The sequence below is a fragment of the Pedobacter sp. KBW01 genome, assembly GCF_003852395.1.
GTDB lineage: Bacteria > Bacteroidota > Bacteroidia > Sphingobacteriales > Sphingobacteriaceae > Pedobacter.
The window spans coordinates 76,651-93,442 of the sequence record NZ_QAJQ01000007.1 but is presented as its reverse complement, the minus strand read 5'-3'; the positions used below and the strand labels follow the sequence as shown (position 1 = coordinate 93,442).

The 16,792-nt window shown below is 46.2% G+C and carries 13 protein-coding genes; 7 read left to right on the top strand and 6 right to left on the bottom strand.

Annotation, left to right across the window (positions count from 1 at the left end; translation table 11 throughout):
* Window positions 1–5: 5 nt before the first annotated feature.
* Entirely contained in the window at window positions 6–1,433 is a 1,428-nt protein-coding gene (locus DBR40_RS07290) for a P-loop NTPase fold protein (RefSeq protein ID WP_158674002.1), read from the bottom strand.
* A gap of 501 nt (window positions 1,434–1,934) precedes the next feature.
* Here DBR40_RS07290 and DBR40_RS07285 point away from each other — a divergent pair.
* From DBR40_RS07285 to DBR40_RS07270, 4 genes are all read left to right on the top strand, one after another.
* On the top strand, window positions 1,935–2,438 hold the full coding sequence (locus DBR40_RS07285) for a MauE/DoxX family redox-associated membrane protein (RefSeq protein ID WP_124559094.1): 504 nt from the start codon (window positions 1,935–1,937) through the stop codon (window positions 2,436–2,438).
* Window positions 2,420–4,018 carry a serine/threonine protein kinase gene (locus DBR40_RS07280; RefSeq protein ID WP_158674001.1) on the top strand — a complete coding sequence of 533 codons (1,599 nt, stop codon included), beginning with the start codon at window positions 2,420–2,422 and terminating at the stop codon, window positions 4,016–4,018. Before DBR40_RS07285 ends, DBR40_RS07280 begins: the two co-directional genes overlap by 19 nt.
* 259 nt (window positions 4,019–4,277) lie before the next feature.
* On the top strand, window positions 4,278–4,757 hold the full coding sequence (locus tag DBR40_RS07275; protein ID WP_124559092.1) for a MauE/DoxX family redox-associated membrane protein: 480 nt from the start codon (window positions 4,278–4,280) through the stop codon (window positions 4,755–4,757).
* A 62-nt stretch (window positions 4,758–4,819) separates the two neighbouring features.
* Window positions 4,820–5,110 carry a hypothetical protein gene (locus tag DBR40_RS07270; protein ID WP_124559091.1) on the top strand — a complete coding sequence of 97 codons (291 nt, stop codon included), beginning with the start codon at window positions 4,820–4,822 and terminating at the stop codon, window positions 5,108–5,110.
* Between the two features lie 38 nt (window positions 5,111–5,148).
* Here the strand turns inward: DBR40_RS07270 and DBR40_RS07265 are convergent, their stop codons facing one another.
* The 3 genes from DBR40_RS07265 to DBR40_RS07255 are packed head-to-tail and all read right to left on the bottom strand — an operon-like array spanning window position 5,149 to window position 11,022.
* Window positions 5,149–6,471: a TlpA family protein disulfide reductase gene (locus DBR40_RS07265; protein WP_124559090.1), complete on the bottom strand. Its 1,323-nt coding sequence runs from the start codon at window positions 6,469–6,471 to the stop codon at window positions 5,149–5,151.
* A 3-nt stretch (window positions 6,472–6,474) separates the two neighbouring features.
* Entirely contained in the window at window positions 6,475–7,887 is a 1,413-nt protein-coding gene (locus DBR40_RS07260) for a RagB/SusD family nutrient uptake outer membrane protein (protein ID WP_124559089.1), read from the bottom strand.
* Window positions 7,888–7,908: 21 nt separating this feature from the next.
* A complete protein-coding gene (locus DBR40_RS07255) occupies window positions 7,909–11,022 on the bottom strand; it encodes a SusC/RagA family TonB-linked outer membrane protein (RefSeq protein WP_124559088.1) in 3,114 nt (1,037 codons plus the stop codon).
* 1,221 nt (window positions 11,023–12,243) lie between these two features.
* Here DBR40_RS07255 and DBR40_RS07250 point away from each other — a divergent pair.
* Window positions 12,244–12,756, top strand: coding sequence for a hypothetical protein (locus DBR40_RS07250; RefSeq protein ID WP_124559087.1), 513 nt, complete (start codon window positions 12,244–12,246; stop codon window positions 12,754–12,756).
* Here the strand turns inward: DBR40_RS07250 and DBR40_RS07245 are convergent, their stop codons facing one another.
* Together DBR40_RS07245 and DBR40_RS07240 are read right to left on the bottom strand one after the other, a co-directional pair.
* Window positions 12,757–13,422, bottom strand: coding sequence for a DUF4276 family protein (locus tag DBR40_RS07245; protein WP_124559086.1), 666 nt, complete (start codon window positions 13,420–13,422; stop codon window positions 12,757–12,759).
* 3 nt (window positions 13,423–13,425) lie between these two features.
* Window positions 13,426–14,481, bottom strand: coding sequence for an AAA family ATPase (locus DBR40_RS07240; RefSeq protein WP_124559085.1), 1,056 nt, complete (start codon window positions 14,479–14,481; stop codon window positions 13,426–13,428).
* Between the two features lie 321 nt (window positions 14,482–14,802).
* On the opposite strand from DBR40_RS07240, the gene DBR40_RS07235 reads away from it, so the two are divergent.
* Entirely contained in the window at window positions 14,803–15,369 is a 567-nt protein-coding gene (locus DBR40_RS07235; protein WP_124559084.1) for an RNA polymerase sigma-70 factor, read from the top strand.
* 111 nt (window positions 15,370–15,480) lie between these two features.
* The gene (locus DBR40_RS07230; protein ID WP_124559083.1) at window positions 15,481–16,617 is read left to right on the top strand and encodes a FecR family protein; all 1,137 of its coding nucleotides are present in this window, start codon (window positions 15,481–15,483) and stop codon (window positions 16,615–16,617) included.
* The last annotated feature ends 175 nt before the right edge of the window (window positions 16,618–16,792 follow it).

Sequence of the window (16,792 nt, the reverse complement as noted above, 5' to 3'; positions counted from 1 at the left end):
CACCATTAAGATGGAAGCCCAAGATCTGTCTTGAAGGACTCCATCAGGTTGATCTTGTTGATCAAATGGTCAATCGAAACGCTAAATGAACCTTTACGCCTGAGGGTTTCCAGTACACCCAGGAAATGGCTTCCTCCCAATGTGGCGTCAACGCAGGATTTGACCAATAAGGTATCCTTGTTCTGCTCATTCTTTTCGGTTAACTGCTGCAGTTTCCCTTTCCTGAGCAGACTATTCTGATACATCAACAGCAAAGTAACCTCAGGAACCAGAAAGGTCATTTCATCATCATGATCAATGTTTTTTGGAAATACCTGTGCCAGTTCGTCAATGATATTTTGGTAGGGTGTATCCTTTGCCATGAGCATACTGTAAAAATCCGGCCGGAAATCCTTGATATAGATCAGCAGGATAAATATCGATGGAAAGAGATAATTGTTGATGGTAAAGGTGTTGAGTATGGTTCTGGCGGCAGAGAAGACTTTTTCCTGCTGCCTTAGTGTAAGCCCGGTAACGGAGAACAGCCGGATTGCAAAATGTATAAATGCTTCGGAATCCTCCTGAAGTTCACGGTAAGCACTGCGCTCAGGGGCTTTGAAATAAGTGTCAAAATCAAAGTATTCAAACAGATACCTGGCAAAAACTCCACTCTCAGGAGGAGGCAGCGAAAATTCCAGGTCAATAAACCGTCTCAGGTATTCATTGCTCTCAATCCGTTCACTGCCATAGAATCCCCTCACAGCATTTCCCAGTTGCACTTTGTCAATGGAAAGCACAAAGACAATGCCTGGCACATTAAAAAAATGCTTGATCTGCTCGAGGACCTCGACTGCATAATCCGGTCTGCAGCGGTCGAGTTCGTCGATGATGAATACCAGAGGCTTCCCGTCATTGTGGGCCTTGATATATTTTTCGAGGTCTTCCCGGAATTCGATAAGCCCTTTCTTCTTTTTGGCATAATTGTCGATCTCTTCCTTAAAAATCTCCGTGGCACTTTCTGTAGTCCCTTTTATCGCATCTAGGAGTATCTCGGAATCAAGGTGTTTGCCTATAATTGCCTTCACCAGCCCTGGTGCAATGTTCTTGCTGATAACGGCTGCTTTTTGGATGACGCTGGTAAAAAGCTTTTCATTTTTTTTATTGCGCAGCGTATTGAGCTCGGACATGATGGCAACCAACGGATCCCGGTCAAAATCATTCTCCCAGGCATTGAAATAAAGGGTGCGGAAAGTAAGCTGGGTCAATTGGGCCTGCCACATCTTAATGAATGTGGTCTTGCCTGTGCCCCAGGGATTATTAATGGAGAGTACAAATCCGTTCTTATATCCGGCAACTACGCTTGTCAGCGCATCTGCGTATTTTTTGCGGTCCAGTTTGCAGTGCTCGAATGGATTGTCCGCTGGGATGGTGATATCGTTATGTTTGATCTTCATAATTAGGTTAGGCGAAGGATTCTGGTCAAAATCTAAAAATATAAATTGAGGGGAGATAATCGGTATGGGAAACCGTAAAATACCCATAATTGAGTACTTGGATAATTATGATAAATTGTACAGCTCCTGAATTGGCTCTATCTTTCAACACTGGTAGCGCATTGAGATGACTTATAGATCATTTTATTTCTGATTTCCGTAATAATTGGGGATTTATTGGATTTGCTGTTGCATAGTCCAGCCACTTTGCTGCTTATCGGCTTCGACCGATTTTTTTGCTGCTAGCCGTTAGCTACTGTTGTGTTCAACCACAGGACTATGCTACAAGTGGGGCGGGTTGTGCTTAGCTGTACTGTTCTCTTTTCTGAATCTTTACCGATAATACCGATTTTTAGGTAGCAGCCTTTTTCATTTTCCGACATTTGTCGGAAAATTTCCCAGCTCGCATTCTCAGATTTGTACAAGGAGACAGCAAAGATCTCCCTGACCAAATCTGAACCCATGAAAAACACAATTCTAATCTTTGGGGAACAAACGGGTATGATTGCCCAAACGCCCTCCCGAAAAGAATCCTTAAAAGCAGCGCTGTTGGATGTCATCACCACCGTTCTCATACTGTTATGGGCTTTTGCCGCGCTGACCAAACTTTTGGATTACGGCCATTACCGTTCGGATATGCATTTGCAGTTTTTTGATGGTAAAGTCCTGCATGTACTTGTTCCTGCCTTGCCTTATACCCAGATCTGTGCCGCGCTGTTCCTGCTAAGCGGTAGACACAGGATTTACGGGCTCTGGCTATCGATGTTATTGATGATGGGTTTTACCGTTTATGTGGCTACTGTCTACTATGGTTATTTATCGAGTCATCCAAAAACCTGTAATGGACTATTTGAAAACAGCAGCTGGGGTGGTCAGCTGGTGATCAATTTGGGACTGCTGCTCGTATCGGTTTTTGGGATAATCCTTTATCAGCTGAAATGCAATCCATGGAAAACCAGGCCATAAAAGACTTTGCTTCTGTAAGGGATGATTATGCTGCACTGCTGGAGGAGCATAGCTTAAAATACACGATAGATAATCATTACCTGATCTGTAAGCAGGCGGTCGTTGAAGATTATATAAAGGTTTACCTATCTGTTGTGATCAGTCAGTTACCGACATTATTACAACTTATGACCCCGGAATTCGTCCAGTTAGGCTTGGGCTTTGGAATGGTAAAAAATCAATCTTCAGCTAAGCTTGTGCTAAACGGTTATCTCGGCGCGGAGCATGTGGGTAAGGTAGTGATTGTGTTCGTGCCGAATGGGATGGAGGGGCTATTGCAGCGGCTTGTCCGGCTGACTGCGGATTTTTATGGGCCGAGAGTACCAGGGATGGTGCAATTGAATGACTGCGTTTTTATTGACCGGTCAGAAAAGGGGGAAGGGATTAATTGCCAAATGGATCATATTCAGGTACCTATTGACGCCGCTGATCCCGCTGTTAGTTTTATTGCCCCTGCAGATACAGGGAAGGAGATCCTGAGGCAAATAAATGATGCTCACGAAGATATTGGTGCCGATACCGTTATTCCAGTCAGTTTTATTGACCAGATAGATACCAGACAAAATACTAGTGGACAATGTAATCCTGTCAATAGAGGCAGCGATAATAACAGTGTTTTGACAGATCAGGCAAAAACTGGGTCAAAAATAAAAACCAAATACAGGGATGTGTCGCCAGCTGAGCGGAATAAAAAGCCGAGGATACAGGTATTAGCAGATAAGTACATCGTGCTGTCCGAACTGAAATCCGATCCCAAAGGCGATGTACTTAAAGCACTATACCTCAACAAATACCTGCTACCAGTCTGGTGCATTATCAAGGAGGGGAAAAAATACATGGTTTCAGATAGCGCAGGAAGGGATATGGATGACCGGCTGAACTGGCAGCAGCATATCTATTATCAATTAGCATCAGTGGTCCATATCCCAAAGGTGTTTGAGCTGTTCCAGCAGGATGGGAACACCTATTTGGTGATGGAATGGATCAGGGGGATTTCATTAAGGAAAGTTATTGACCGGGTGTATAAGGGCAGGAGTTGGAAGGAAATCACCCGGCAGGATAAAATCAAGTTATTGGAACTGCTGCTGGAAATGATCCAGATGATTGACCGGATACATACAAAGGGTTTCCTGCACCGTGATATCAGTACAGCGAATTTTTTGGTGGGCAGAAAGGGAAAAATATACCTCATCGACTGGGAACTGGCCTTTGACCTGAACGCGCAGTATCCATTGCCGCCATTTGGATTTGGAACACCGGGTTTTATGTCGCCCGAACAGAACCTGGGAAGGCTGCCAAGTGTAAAGGAAGATATTTATGGGCTATCCGCATTGATGTTGGTATTTTTTACGGGGATCAGGGTGAAAAATTTGAGTAAGGAAGTTAAGGAGGATATGACAGGCTTTGTTTATGGGCATACGGGAATGGAGAATATTACGGGGCTGATCGGGAGGGGCTTGGACAAGGAGGCAGCCAATAGACCAGGGCTGGAGGAGATCAGGGAGCAGGTCCGGAGCCTAATAGGAGACCTAGTCAGGTAAAATTATAGTTAACAATATTTTGTCTGGTGTAAGACTGAGCTCATGTATGGCGCACATCCGGAACCCAGCTTGAAACCTGGTCAATAGAAATAATAGTTAACAACTTTGCCAGGCGTAAGACTTGGTTTCTGTATAGCGCATATCAGGAACCCAGTTTGAAACCGGGTGTGAAACCCAGTCAATGAAAAATGATAGTCAGCATAATGATCGCTAAAAATATAACATACAATAAAATAACGGCCTATCAGCCCTGTAGCTTATGAAAACAATTACACAACGAAATATATTTACCAGAACCAAAGCCTGGGAAACCGCCCTGGACCTGATCACTTATCTGTATGTGCTGCTGTTTTTTTACACCGCCTGCAGTAAGATGATTACCTACAGCTCCTTCAACAAAATATTAAGTGAACTGCCCTATCTGGCGAGCCTGCATGCAATACTAGCACCGGCATTTATTGGACTGGAAGTCGTGCTGGGCATACTATTGATCATCCCTAGAACAAGGATAAAAGGCTTGTGGGGAGCCATGTTGCTTATGATGGTATTCACTGTGTATTTGGGGTACAATATTATCGAACGCACCAAACTGCCCTGCAGCTGTGGCGGGGTGATATCGGGTATGACCTGGCCGCACCACCTGCTGTTTAACAGTGCATTCATTGCCATGGCCATTGCAGGGCTTTACATCAATAACAGGTTGAAACAAACAAAGATATCCACGCGCGGACACAGGTAAATTCCCTGGCCTGTTAAAAGAAACAGGGGAGATCTTAAACTATAATACCAAAAATCAAAAACATGAAAAAATTATTTTTCGGAATGCTGGTAGCCGTAGCGGCTTTAGGCGGAAGCGTAGCCACTTACGCTAAAACATTTAAGTACGCGGGCGATAAAACCGAAAGGCAATGGTTCCGCTACAATGGCGGTCCTGAAGACGAAGGCGACAGTTATACCATTACTGAAAGCCTGCCAGAGGAATGTGGTGGTGACGATGAGTTATGTGCCATTTTTGCACTGGAGGATACGGGTAACCCAGGCCATCCGGTTGTAGATTCTCAGACCGATTCTGAGGACAAAGACCTAAACTAAAAAAAAAAGCACGCCGGGTTCTCCGGCGTGCTTTTTTGCTATTTATCCCGGATCACCAGCATTTCGGTGCTGAGTGTTTTTTCCACCAGATCGAGCCCTAAGGCCTGCAGGTCCTTCCGGACCTGTATAATGTCACGATAGTCGGATAGATCTAAGCTGATGTTACCAGAATATCCCGTGTCGTCAACTATCGGTCTGCTTTGCTTTTTGTCCAAATAGGCAAGCCCATTGCTGATGAGCTTGTCGATGGTTGCATTACGCATGGTAAACGTATTGTTTTTTAGACGGGTTTGGGTGGCTTCATTGCCTTTGGCCTCAAACTCCCGGCCGTTCCCGAACCTGATAAGCGCAAGGCAGGGCACTATTCGTTTTTCGATTTTTATGGTATAGGGCAGGAACTTATTGAGGTCTGCCATCATCAAGCTGTCCAACTGTGCCTTTTGGGTAAGTGGAATGGCGGTATCGTAACACCAGTGGTTTTCGCTTCGCCATTTGGACCGGGCGTTCCTGTCATTTGGGCTATAAAACCTGCTGCTGTCTTTGACCTCAAGCACGAGCCGGTTATTCCTTAAAAATTTCAGTTGATTTTTGCTCAGCGTAGGATCACGGAAAAGGTCGAGCAGTTTAAAGTTGAGACAGCGGTATCTGAAAACCCCGGCGAGGGTATCGGTTTCCTCGGCCTTGAGCCTGTTCTGCCATTCACCCGCTTCGGTATAGATCATCGAATAATATTTCAGGTTTTTGAGCTGACGCCCGTTGCCGTCCAGGTAAAGGGGCAGGTTGCGGTTAAAGGCCCCGGTGTCTTTTTTTAATGCCAGGTCTACAGGTCGGTCATTGAGCATCCGCCTGACGTTTTCAGGTGTGGCATCGTCCGATCGAGCAATGAACCTGACCCTGCCGTCCCTGCCGATCCAGACATGGTGTGGGACAGAGCGGTGGGGGAAAAGCTGGTGGAGTACGGTGTCGGCAATAACAGACCTGAGTCCAGGAGGTATCCCGGGGACAGCCTCACCGGCCTTGGTCCTGGCTCGGACCGCATTGAAATGGTCACCGACCTGTTTGGCGCTGTTGTTGGTTACCAGCAGTACCTGAAAGTCCGGTCCGGACTGGTGTTCGAGCTTCAGCATCCGTGGCATGCCCGCAATACAGGCACTGCACCAGATGTTCCAAAAGTCCAGCAGTATCAGTTTGCCCCGCAGTTCAGTGCTGCGCATGGTAGCGGTTTTGCCGTTGAGGGTATAGGCGAGTTCGATATCCGGCAACAGGTCACCGGTTTCCAGGCGTTTATAGGTTTTGCTTTGTGCCTGTACCATATTGCTGCCCAGCAGCAACAGGATCAATAACTGGATTATGTTTTTCATGGTCTATAGATTATATCCGGGGTTTTGAATGAGGAAAGGGTTTAAAAGCAATTGTTCCGCAGGGATGGGCCAGAGGATGCCGCTCGGGATCCAGGTGGCGGGTTTGAGCGCTGCAAGGACTGCAGGGGCGCGTCCGGTGCGCTGCAGGTCAAACCAGCGATGCCCATTTTCGCAGAAAAGTTCGCGCCGCCGCTCCGTTTCAACAGCCAGAAGGGCATCGGCCTTGCCCATCGCAGGGTTCAGATCCGGCAGTGGGTTGGGCAGTGCCGTAGTGGCTTCAGGCCTTGCCCGTTTGCGGATCAGGTTCAAATCGGCGATGCCCTTAGCGGTTTCCCCGAGCTGGATCCTCGCTTCGGCGCGGATCAGGTACTGTTCGGATAGGCGCAGCACCATCAGGTATTCGCTGAGGGTAGCGGTGTTGAGTACTTTATATTTGGCCGGATAGCTGACCTGCTGACCGAGGTAGGTCCGTGTAGCCGTCCAGGCGCTTTTGCGCAGGTCACCCGGCTCAAAGGCATCCAATAAGGTGGCCGTCAGGGTATATTTGGGCTGTTCATTTGCACTTGCAGGCAGGAAGGTCAGTCCGTCCGGTGTATTCTGACCGCTCTGGGTAGGGTAGAGCTGGAGGATCGCTTCTGTACTGTTTTTGAGGAAAACCTTGGAAAGGTCTGTAGCCAGCAGGTACTTTTTACTTTCGATCACCGCATCCGATAGGCGCTCGGCGTTTGCCCAGTCCCCGCCGTAGAGGGCGGCACGTGCAGAGAGGGCCATGGCCGCATAACGGTTGGCGCGGATTTTTTCGGACTCAACGACTTCGGGCAGCAAGGCTACCGCCTCCTTCAGGTCAGCATTCACCTGGTCAAGGATGAGCGGTTTAGGGCTACGGGGCAGGCTGGCATTTTGCGCAAAATCGGTGGAGGTGACCAGCGGCACATCACCGAACAGACTGGCCAGCTGCAGGTAAAGGTAGGCCCTTAAAAATTTGGCCTCTCCGCTAAGCGAATTTTTGAGTGCAGGGGAAACGCCGTTGCTTTCAGGGAGTTGTTCCATTGCCGAATTGCAGAAGTAGATGTACTGGTAGCCCAGGTTCCAGAAATTGCTGTTAAGGGTGCCTGAGCTGCTGCGGGTGATCAGGCTCTGCGAGAAGTCACTGGCTGTACCGTAATTCAACAGTTCATCGGCGTACATCCCGGCAGATGGCGTAATGGACTGTACCATGCCGCCCTGGCTCATGCGGCTGTAGATCCCCACGATGGCCGAGCTGGCGGTCGCATCGCTGGAAAAGGTGCTTTCAGCCGTGAGCTGATTGATGGGGGCTGGAATTTCGACGAATTTTTTGCAGCCGTTAGTGGTCATCAGCGCTAAGAATACTGGTAACACCAGCCGCCTATAAATTGCTTTTTTTGAATTTTTCATATTGTTTATCCATTTGGTGAACTAAAGGGTTAACTGCAGTCCGAAGCTGATCATGCGCAGCGGCGGAAGGGTGGATGCACTTTGGCTTTCGGGATCAATGCCCTCATAAGGCGTTAGTGTCCAGAGGTTCTGTCCCTGCAGTGATAGCCTGGCCGAGCGCAGGCGGAGCCGGGAAGCGAGTGCTGAAGGGATTTCGTAGGCAAAGGCCATGTTTTTCAGCCTGATAAAGGAAGCGTCCACTAGTGCCGCATCCGAAAGGCGGATCAGAGACCTGGCTGCGCCGAGTGCCCCGCTGGTCATCTGCGTATAGGCCTGGTAGCGGGCATTGGGGTTTTCGGGTGTCCAGCGGTCCAGCAGCAGGGCTGGGACATTGTTGCGCGAGCCTATCAGTGTGGCTGAGCCATAGACCATATCGGTGCCCAGCTGCCGTGCGAACTGGAAGAATACGTCCAGCGAAAAGCCCTGCCAGCGGACGGTATTGGATATCCCACCATAAAAACGGGGTTCGCGCGTGCCCAACTGATAGTAGTCCTGCGTGTTGTAAAGCCCGTCGCCGTTTTTGTCCTCGAAGGTATAGGCCCCGGTGACCTGGCTGATGCCGGTATAGTGGTAGCCGAGTACCATGCCCAGCGGCTGTCCGATGAAATAGGATGAAGCATAGCTGGAGGATGCAAGGCCCGGGAATTCCAGCAGCCTGTTGCGGGTGAAGGTGAGGTTGGCAGACGTGGACCAGCTGAAGCGGCCTTTCAAGTTGACCGTATTCAACTCAAGCTCTAGCCCGCGATTTTCGATCCGGGCGTCAAGGTTGCGCAGTACCGAACCAAAACCGGTCTGTCCGGGCAGTGAATAGGCAACCAGCTGGTTGCCCGAGATGTTGCGGAACAGTCCTGCACTGATGCGGATGCGGTCCTTCAAAAAGCCCAGTTCCAGGTTGGCTTCAAGCTTGCGGCTGGTTTCCCAGCCATAGCTGTCATTGAAGAGCCTGTTGGGATAAAGCCCGGTCTGCCCCCCGTAGACGGGTGAGGAAATATAACTGTCCAGGAACTGGTAATTGCTGATCTGGTCATTGCCGGTGATACCGTAACTGCCGCGTAATTTTCCAAAGCTTAAAAACGGCAGCCCCTGCTGCAGCCAGTCTTCCTGCGAGAATACCCAGGCCGCGCCGACGGCACCAAAGCTGGCGAAACGCCTTTCCGGACCGAAGCGGGATGAACCGTCCCGTCGTCCGGTGAGGTTGAGCAGGTATTTTCCCGCAAGGTTGTAATTGATCCGCGCAAAAAGGGCCTGATAGCGGTAATCCGCGTAAGTATTGCTGCCCTCGCGCGTAACTGCCGAGCCGGCCGAGCCGATCAGCAGGTCATTGGTATAGCCTGAGGCCTGGATGATGCTCCCGCGGTTAAAGCTGCCCTGCCAGGTGGCACCGGCCAGCATGCTGAGCTGGCCATAGCTTTTCAGGTCAAGCGCGTAATTCAGCTGAGGCTCCGCGCTCCAGGTCTGGCTGGTGTTGTCCCCAAAGTTGGCACTGCCCGTTGGCGCGCCTGAAGGGTTTTGCGCAATGATCGGCGTGGCGGCATATTGGTTGACGCTGACCGCGTTCAGGCCTGAGGAAAGTTTAAGTTCCAGACCGGGCAGGATGCGGTAGCCGGCCACGGCATTGCCGTTGAAGCGGTAGGTCCGGAAATCGTTGGGCTCATAGACTTTGGCCATGGGATTGCTGAAACTGATGCCGTTATCCAGCCAGGTCAGCCTGCCGTTGCTGTCATAAAGGGCCGGCGAATTGGGCACTGCCGTGATCGATCCGGATAGATCGTCCCGGTAAAGCCTGTTGAGCGAGCTGCCATAACCTGCCGAAACGTTCAGTGTGAAGCGGTTGCCCATAGAACGGTGTGTCAGGCTCAGCTGCGCATCCTTTTTGGACAGGCCCGTTTCACCCGGAAATACAGTGGTTTCGCGGTAGTAGCCTGCACTCAAGGCATAGGTGGTGGAACTGTTCCCGCCCGACAACCGGAGCTGGCCCTGCGTGGTACGGGCGGCACCGCCTATAAAAATATCCGCAAAATCCTGATAGCGGTTATTGTCCCAGCCTAAAAGGTCCGGTGCGTTGGCCAGCGTTGGGGTTACTTTGTCATTGGCAAAAGCTTCCCGCCGCATCTGCAGGTACTGTTCTGTGCCCATCATCTCAGGCTGCCGCGTCACCCTTCCAAAACCTGTGGAAAGGCTGAATTCGGCCTTGGTATCCCCGGACCGGCCTTTTTTGGTGGTGATCAAAATTACCCCGTTCGCCCCGCGTGAACCGTAGATGGCTGTGGCATCGGCATCCTTTAAGACCTCGATGGATTCGATGTCAGAGGGATTGATGCTGTTCAGGGGGCTGTTGGCAAAAATAGTGCTGGACTGGGCCACCGTTTCCGAAGGGAAGGGCACCCCGTCGACGAGGTAGAGCGGGGATGTGCCCGACTGGATGGAACTCCGGCCGCGGAGCTGAACGGCAAAATCGGATCCGGGCAGGCCGTTGCGCTGGGTGACGACCAGTCCGGCCACGCGGCCCTGTAGGGCGGCGAGGGGATTTGATACAGGCTGGTTAGCGATGGTCTGGGCACTTATTTTGGTGATGGTACCGGTACGTTCGCGGTCTTTTACGGTGTAGTAGCCGGCATTGATCTGGACATCGGCAAGTGTGTTCGGGTCTTCCACGAGCTGGATCAAAAGGAAATAACCTTTTGCTTTATTAGCTAGATTTTCAAGATCTTTTTTTGCTTTGTCTTGACCAGATATTGCGCCTGGGGCCTCACGGCCATTAGATTCAGTGCTATTAGAATTGTTGAGGTCAAAGGGAATGGTTTTGGAACGGTAGCCGGTAAAGCTCACGGTGAGGCTGCCTTGTGATAGGCGTGGAGCCGGGTTTGATGGTGCACTACTGGTATTGGCGTTGTTCAGGGTGAAGCTGAAATAGCCGGAGGCATCCGTTTGGGTAAACTGGGCCGTACCATTGATTTTTAAGGTAGCGCCGCTCAAAGGCTTGCCGTCACTGGCGGAGCTAACCCTGCCCGAAAGCAGGGTTTTAGGGCTTTGGGCTTTGGCTTTGGAAAAAAGGCAAAGCGCGGCCAGGACAATCAAAAAGATTGAATTTTTCATGATGTTGTGATTGGTTAGAAATGTTGTTTATGGGAGGAGGAAAGAGCCGGGACGGGCAACGGTTTTTGAGAAATTACTGTCCGTTATTAACTGTTTTTAATGATTACGCTATGGTTTACTGGTAACAGTTATGTTAACTATTGTTAACTGTTTATAGCGATATCAATTCAGGTTAAATAGGATAGGCTGCCCACCCGGCTTGGGTGGTGAGGTCATTCTGGGGCGCAGATGACAAGGGAGTTAAGGATTTGTATGCGGCTTTCCATTATAACGTCGTTTTTGAGGGGCAATAGGCTGTTGTTAAAGTGAAAGTCTGCTGCCTGTATTTATCGGTTTTGTGCAGATCCTGTTGGTCTGATGCATTTTATTTTGATGCTTTATCTGCTTTTCAGTTTTTCCGTTTCTCAGGAAACAAGCTGGTGCTTAAGTGCTTATATTTGTTGCCTGTAATAGTAATTTAGCAACACTTTCCGCCTTTGCTAGGTAATTTTTGGGTTGTACCCCGGTTTTACTTTTCAGTATGGTTTAGTATGGGGAAGCGTTGGCATAGTGAAGTTGTGGTCATTCAGGGGCTGAGATGATCAGGGAGTTGAGGATTTGTATGTGGTTTTCCATTACAACTTAGTGGTTTGGGGGAGGAAGAAAGAGGAGATTCTGTTTAAGATCTTACCCTCGTATTATTTTTGTGCCTGGTGGTATTGGGCTTTTCCCTGTTAGAAAGCACTAGGCTCATCGAAAACAATTATTTTAAGCAGATTAATTCTTTTTGGATGTGATAATTGCTAGAAATTTAGAGGCAAATAGAATAAAACCATATGTGGTAAATGCACTTATGTATATTTCGCAGTAAGTAGAGGATAAGTTTTAATTCAGTTTTCAAAGCCCGTTATCGTAACGAGTCAATAACGATATCTTGGAGGGTAAAACTATAGCGGGCTCCATCAACCGTATCGCAAGGTTCCGACGCCTCATAAAACGGAATCACGATAGAGCCCATAGGTGCTATAGCTGTGCAAATGTACACAAATATCACCTAGGGCATTAAACTACCGTCTCGTTTATGATGCTAATTTGTCGGAATTTGCGATCGAGACTCTTTGTTAATACCTTATTTATAAACGCGCAATCGCGTTTAACTTTCTATTCAAATATAACTAAATAAATTCAAATAAAGAAATTAATTGCACTTTTTGTAATCGTTTTTGTTATGAGATTGGCCCCATGGCTAACTTAAATAAAGAAAATATCAAACACAATATTTTTAAGCTTTTGCACTTTTCAGGTTTGACAGATTTGAATTTTGCAGATTTGTTGGATATTTCTCCGAGACAGCTTAAATACATCAAAAATGGGAATGCCGAATTTAGCATCGACAGCATAAATAAAGCTTGCGATTTTTTCAAAAGGTCATTGTTAGCAATAAACTCTAATGATATTGAGTTAGATATTACTTTTAGAAGTAAATTGATAAATATTCATAAAAATAATCCTGAATATTTTAAATTTCTAAGTGAAACTCCTTCTATTACTTATGCAATAAATTTTGAGTTATTGTATAATGAAGAATTTATAAAGGATGGACTTGAAATTAAAGATATTAGACGAATCTTTAAAGCAAAAGGATGGGATTTCACCAGTTCATATACCTCACTAGGAATTAATAGAAATCAAGATAAAATTCTAATTAAAGCACATCCTGCTAAACTTAGAACCAATATTTACAAGAAAAGATAGTTAGATTAAAGGATTTTTTTCCAATTCAGTAATCCACTTATGGAACCTTGGGCATTTTTGACGGATTTTTACTAGTCCAATACTTTCAGCGATGATTGATCCATATACAATTTTATCGTAACCTTTAATGAGCTTTTTCAACCTGTACGATGGCGCGTTTTCCGGAGTTTCGTTGATCAGTTCAGGGTTGGGGAATAATTTCAGTATTTGCTCAAGCTCATCTTTATCGGTAAATTCGTTTTCCGGTATGTTTTCCTCAAATGAGGTAATGTTGTTAAAAAGAAGTGCTTCAAATTCGTGGAGTTGGATATAGGGGATATATCGGCTCCGAAGAAGTTCATCGATGTCTGCCTTCATCGCATTTTCAAGAAAATCCATCCGTTGGTTTTTATCGGCAATGACAAGTGAATCTTCCCACCCCGGAAACAGGTGTTTTTTCTGCATACCATAATAATCGACCAATGTAGTCACATAGGCAGCGGAGTCGCCCTTGAGATGAGCAGTTATTTCATTGACTAGTGCAGGCCATTTGACTATTCCGCCATGCGACTTTTTGATCTTTGGTGTTTGCAGATATATGGCTTTGGCATTGAAATGTGGTTGCAGGACATCCTTGCAAAACTCTAGTTCAGTTGGGCCTTCACAGATAATAATGATGCGCTTCATAATTTAAGGCTGCCCTCCTTCGATTACATTCCTTTCCCACAAGTCACCCAATTCATAGTCTTCAAGCCACAATTTAAGATCCTCTTGGTTAAGTCGCTTGAATTTACTTTCTCCATCTACCTGATCCACTGTAATTACGTCTTGCGGGTCAAAGTAATTTACGAGATCACCCGACTGGGTAGCTAATATGATTTGCGTTCCTTTGGAAGCAGCACTTTTGATCATGCCGGATAGTTTGGAAACTGCTGTCGGGTGAAGCCCTAGCTCTGGTTCGTCTATAATGATCGATGTAGGCAAGTTGGGTTGCATAAAGAGCACTGTCAGTGCAATAAACCTGATCGTACCATCAGAGAGATCCGATGCACCATACACTACAGATGAAAATTTGTCCCTCCACTGTAACCTGATGTTGCCATTTTCATTGGGTGAAAAGAAAAAGTCCAGAAAATAAGGAGCAATTGATTGGATGGTTTTTACAATCCTGTTATATACCACAGGATGGTCATTTTGGATTCCGAACAAAAAAGAAGAAAGATTTTCTCCTTTTTCATAAAGGTAAAAACTATCATTTTCTACATTGCTGGTATTGTTGAATGGCGAGTTTTTACCCGTATCATGGAAATGGTATTTTTTTAAGCCATTTAAATGTTGACGTATAAACTTTCCCCTAAACCATGTATTTATCCTGATTTGTGCTTCACTTTTATAACTGGCTATATCTAGATTTTTGCCATTGTACCAAAGTCCCTCTTGCATAAAGATAAAACCGTCCTCCCCGCGTTCGAGCGTGAATGAATAAGCATTTGTCTCGTTACCAAATGAAATATAGCATTTTATGGCATTAGTGATTTTGGTACCTTTATGTAGTATTTTTTCGGTGCCACCATTTAGGGCAACATATTGCGCCAATGCCTGATTATAGATTTGATTGAGGAATTCGAAAAATGAGAGAAAGTTACTTTTCCCTGCTCCATTGGCACCGATAAGAATATTGATCGGTCTGATTTCGATCTTAGCATTCTGGATAGATTTGAAACCTTCAATTTTTACGTAATCCATTCACAAATTTATAATTTAAAATAACATTAATAGTCAAAGACTTGTTTTTCGCTCCGATTGGCCAATAAAAAGTAATGATTATTTAATCGCTAGAAAAGAACTTGAACTTTTGGCTTCGGATTTTTGCATTTTGTTGTTGATTCCTCAGCCGAACAAAGAACTTGAATGTCTTGCAATTATCTTCACTGTTTTAAATACTCTAAGTGGTGTCTATAGTGTCCTTAACATAAAGTTAATGCAGGCATATTGCCGAAGTGCAAAATATTTATCAGATTTGGCGAAATATTCCAGACCAAACAAACCGGAACACGAACTGATTTCATGGAAAGCTACAAGTCCTATACGGATGATGCACTGCTGCTTCTACTAAGGGAAGGGAACGGGGATGCTTTTTCCGAACTTTATGATCGTAACTGGAAATTTCTGTATAATTCAGCCTTTAACATATTGCGCCATCATGAGGATACTATGGATGTCTGCCAGGGCATATTCCTTTGGATATGGGAACACCATGAAAAGTTAGAGATAAAGACCAATTTCAAGTCATACCTATTTGTTTCCGCGAAATATAAGATTGCCAATATGATCCGTGATGGAAAGGTGAGGGAGAACCTTTTCGATGGAACAGAATTGGATGCGGTGAGCTGTGATGATTTTAACCTTTTAGAGGTTAAAGAACTCAAAAACCTGATCCAGCAGCTGATTTCCGAGCTGCCGCCCAAGTGCAGGGAGATTTTCGTGATGAGCAGGGAAGAGGCAATGAGCCATAGGGAGATTGCTCAAAAGCTGGGTATTTCTGAAAAGACGGTGGACGAGCAGATCAGTCGAGCCTTGAAGAAACTGCGTGTGCCGCTGGGCAAGCTTGCCTCATTGGTGCTATTATTTTAAATATTTTTTATTGCTGTTTTACAGATAGTTGCGAATTATCTTAAAAAATATTTAATGCGCCTGTAGGTGTTACCTTCCGTTTTTGTGCCATACAATCAAATCCCGCATTCCATGGATAAACAAACATTAGATTCATTAACACAAAAGATCAACCTCGGAGCTGCTACAGATCAGGAAATTGGGCTATTCAATGCCTATATGAACCTTTTGGCAATTGGCAATCAGGATTGGGCACACATGAATGCTGGTGGTGAGGAATCAGTGAAAATGGCATTGTGGTCTATGGTTTACAAAGGAATGGATAGCAAGCCGAAAACCGTAAAATTATTTCCTTGGCGAAAAGTGGCAGCTGTCGCCGCGATGTTTGCTGTAATCATTACGGCTACAATAATACTGTTTTTAGGGACACAGCATGAAAATAGGCTGGTAGTGGTGAATGATGTGTCACCTGGTAGGGAAGGAGCAATTTTAACTTTATCAAATGGTAAAAAAATCAGGCTTTCAGATGCTGTTAATGGTGAAATTTCAAAAGAAACTGGTGTTACGGTGACCAAGACGGAAGATGGCCAGTTGGTATATACCATAGGGGATAGCAATATTCCATCAACCAATGCCATGAATACTTTAACTACAGGTATGGGTGAAACGTATCGAGTGGCGTTGCCGGACGGTACGAAAGTATGGTTGAATGCTGCATCTAGTTTGAGTTATTCTGCAAGCCTGTTAGATAAAGGTAAACGTAAGGTTAAGCTTTCAGGAGAGGGGTATTTTGAGGTAGCAAAAGATAAGCAGCATCCGTTTATTGTGTCAACAGACAGAGAAGAGGTAGAGGTATTGGGTACGCATTTCAATATAGAAAGTTACAGGGATAATGATAAGATGACCACCACTTTACTGGAAGGCAGTGTGCGGGTAACTGGAGCTAGGGATATGGAAGTATTAAAGCCTGGCTTTGAGGCAGTGGATCATGGTGGTACCATAAAGCTGAACAAAGTAAATGCGGAGGATGCGATAGACTGGAAGAACGGGATGTTCATTTTTCAGGATGAGGAATTACAGAGTATCATGAAAAGGGTTTCACGTTGGTACAACGTGGAGATCATTTACGATAAAGGTGTGGACAGGTCGGAAAGGTTTGGTGGCGGGGTATCCCGTTACGATAAGGTGTCGAAAGTACTGGAAACGCTGCAGTTCACCGGGGATTTAAAATTTAAGGTAGAAGGAAGGAGAATCACAATCATGAAATAGCTTTACCCTACAGCGGACAACCAGTCATGTATTGAATAACCACCTTTGCTGAAAAGCAAAAACCGGAAGTGCAGCGAACACCTCCGGTTGTATGTCACTGGTATATCAACCCTTAACGGATTTTATTGTAAACAATGTCGCGGGCCAAGATTTTTCGAGGATCCAAAGGCCAGCG

Bases quoted from the DNA above. Each gene is read 5' to 3' on its own strand.
- DBR40_RS07260 (WP_124559089.1), bottom strand. From the start codon at position 7,887: ATGAAAAATTCAAAAAAAGCAATTTATAGGCGGCTGGTGTTACCAGTA.
- DBR40_RS07275 (WP_124559092.1), top strand. From the start codon at position 4,278: ATGAAAACAATTACACAACGAAATATATTTACCAGAACCAAAGCCTGG.
- DBR40_RS07230 (WP_124559083.1), top strand. From the start codon at position 15,481: ATGGATAAACAAACATTAGATTCATTAACACAAAAGATCAACCTCGGA.
- DBR40_RS07290 (WP_158674002.1), bottom strand. From the start codon at position 1,433: ATGAAGATCAAACATAACGATATCACCATCCCAGCGGACAATCCATTC.
- DBR40_RS07255 (WP_124559088.1), bottom strand. From the start codon at position 11,022: ATGAAAAATTCAATCTTTTTGATTGTCCTGGCCGCGCTTTGCCTTTTT.
- DBR40_RS07235 (WP_124559084.1), top strand. From the start codon at position 14,803: ATGGAAAGCTACAAGTCCTATACGGATGATGCACTGCTGCTTCTACTA.
- DBR40_RS07280 (WP_158674001.1), top strand. From the start codon at position 2,420: ATGGAAAACCAGGCCATAAAAGACTTTGCTTCTGTAAGGGATGATTAT.
- DBR40_RS07245 (WP_124559086.1), bottom strand. From the start codon at position 13,422: ATGAAGCGCATCATTATTATCTGTGAAGGCCCAACTGAACTAGAGTTT.
- DBR40_RS07240 (WP_124559085.1), bottom strand. From the start codon at position 14,481: ATGGATTACGTAAAAATTGAAGGTTTCAAATCTATCCAGAATGCTAAG.
- DBR40_RS07270 (WP_124559091.1), top strand. From the start codon at position 4,820: ATGAAAAAATTATTTTTCGGAATGCTGGTAGCCGTAGCGGCTTTAGGC.
- DBR40_RS07265 (WP_124559090.1), bottom strand. From the start codon at position 6,471: ATGAAAAACATAATCCAGTTATTGATCCTGTTGCTGCTGGGCAGCAAT.
- DBR40_RS07250 (WP_124559087.1), top strand. From the start codon at position 12,244: ATGGCTAACTTAAATAAAGAAAATATCAAACACAATATTTTTAAGCTT.
- DBR40_RS07285 (WP_124559094.1), top strand. From the start codon at position 1,935: ATGAAAAACACAATTCTAATCTTTGGGGAACAAACGGGTATGATTGCC.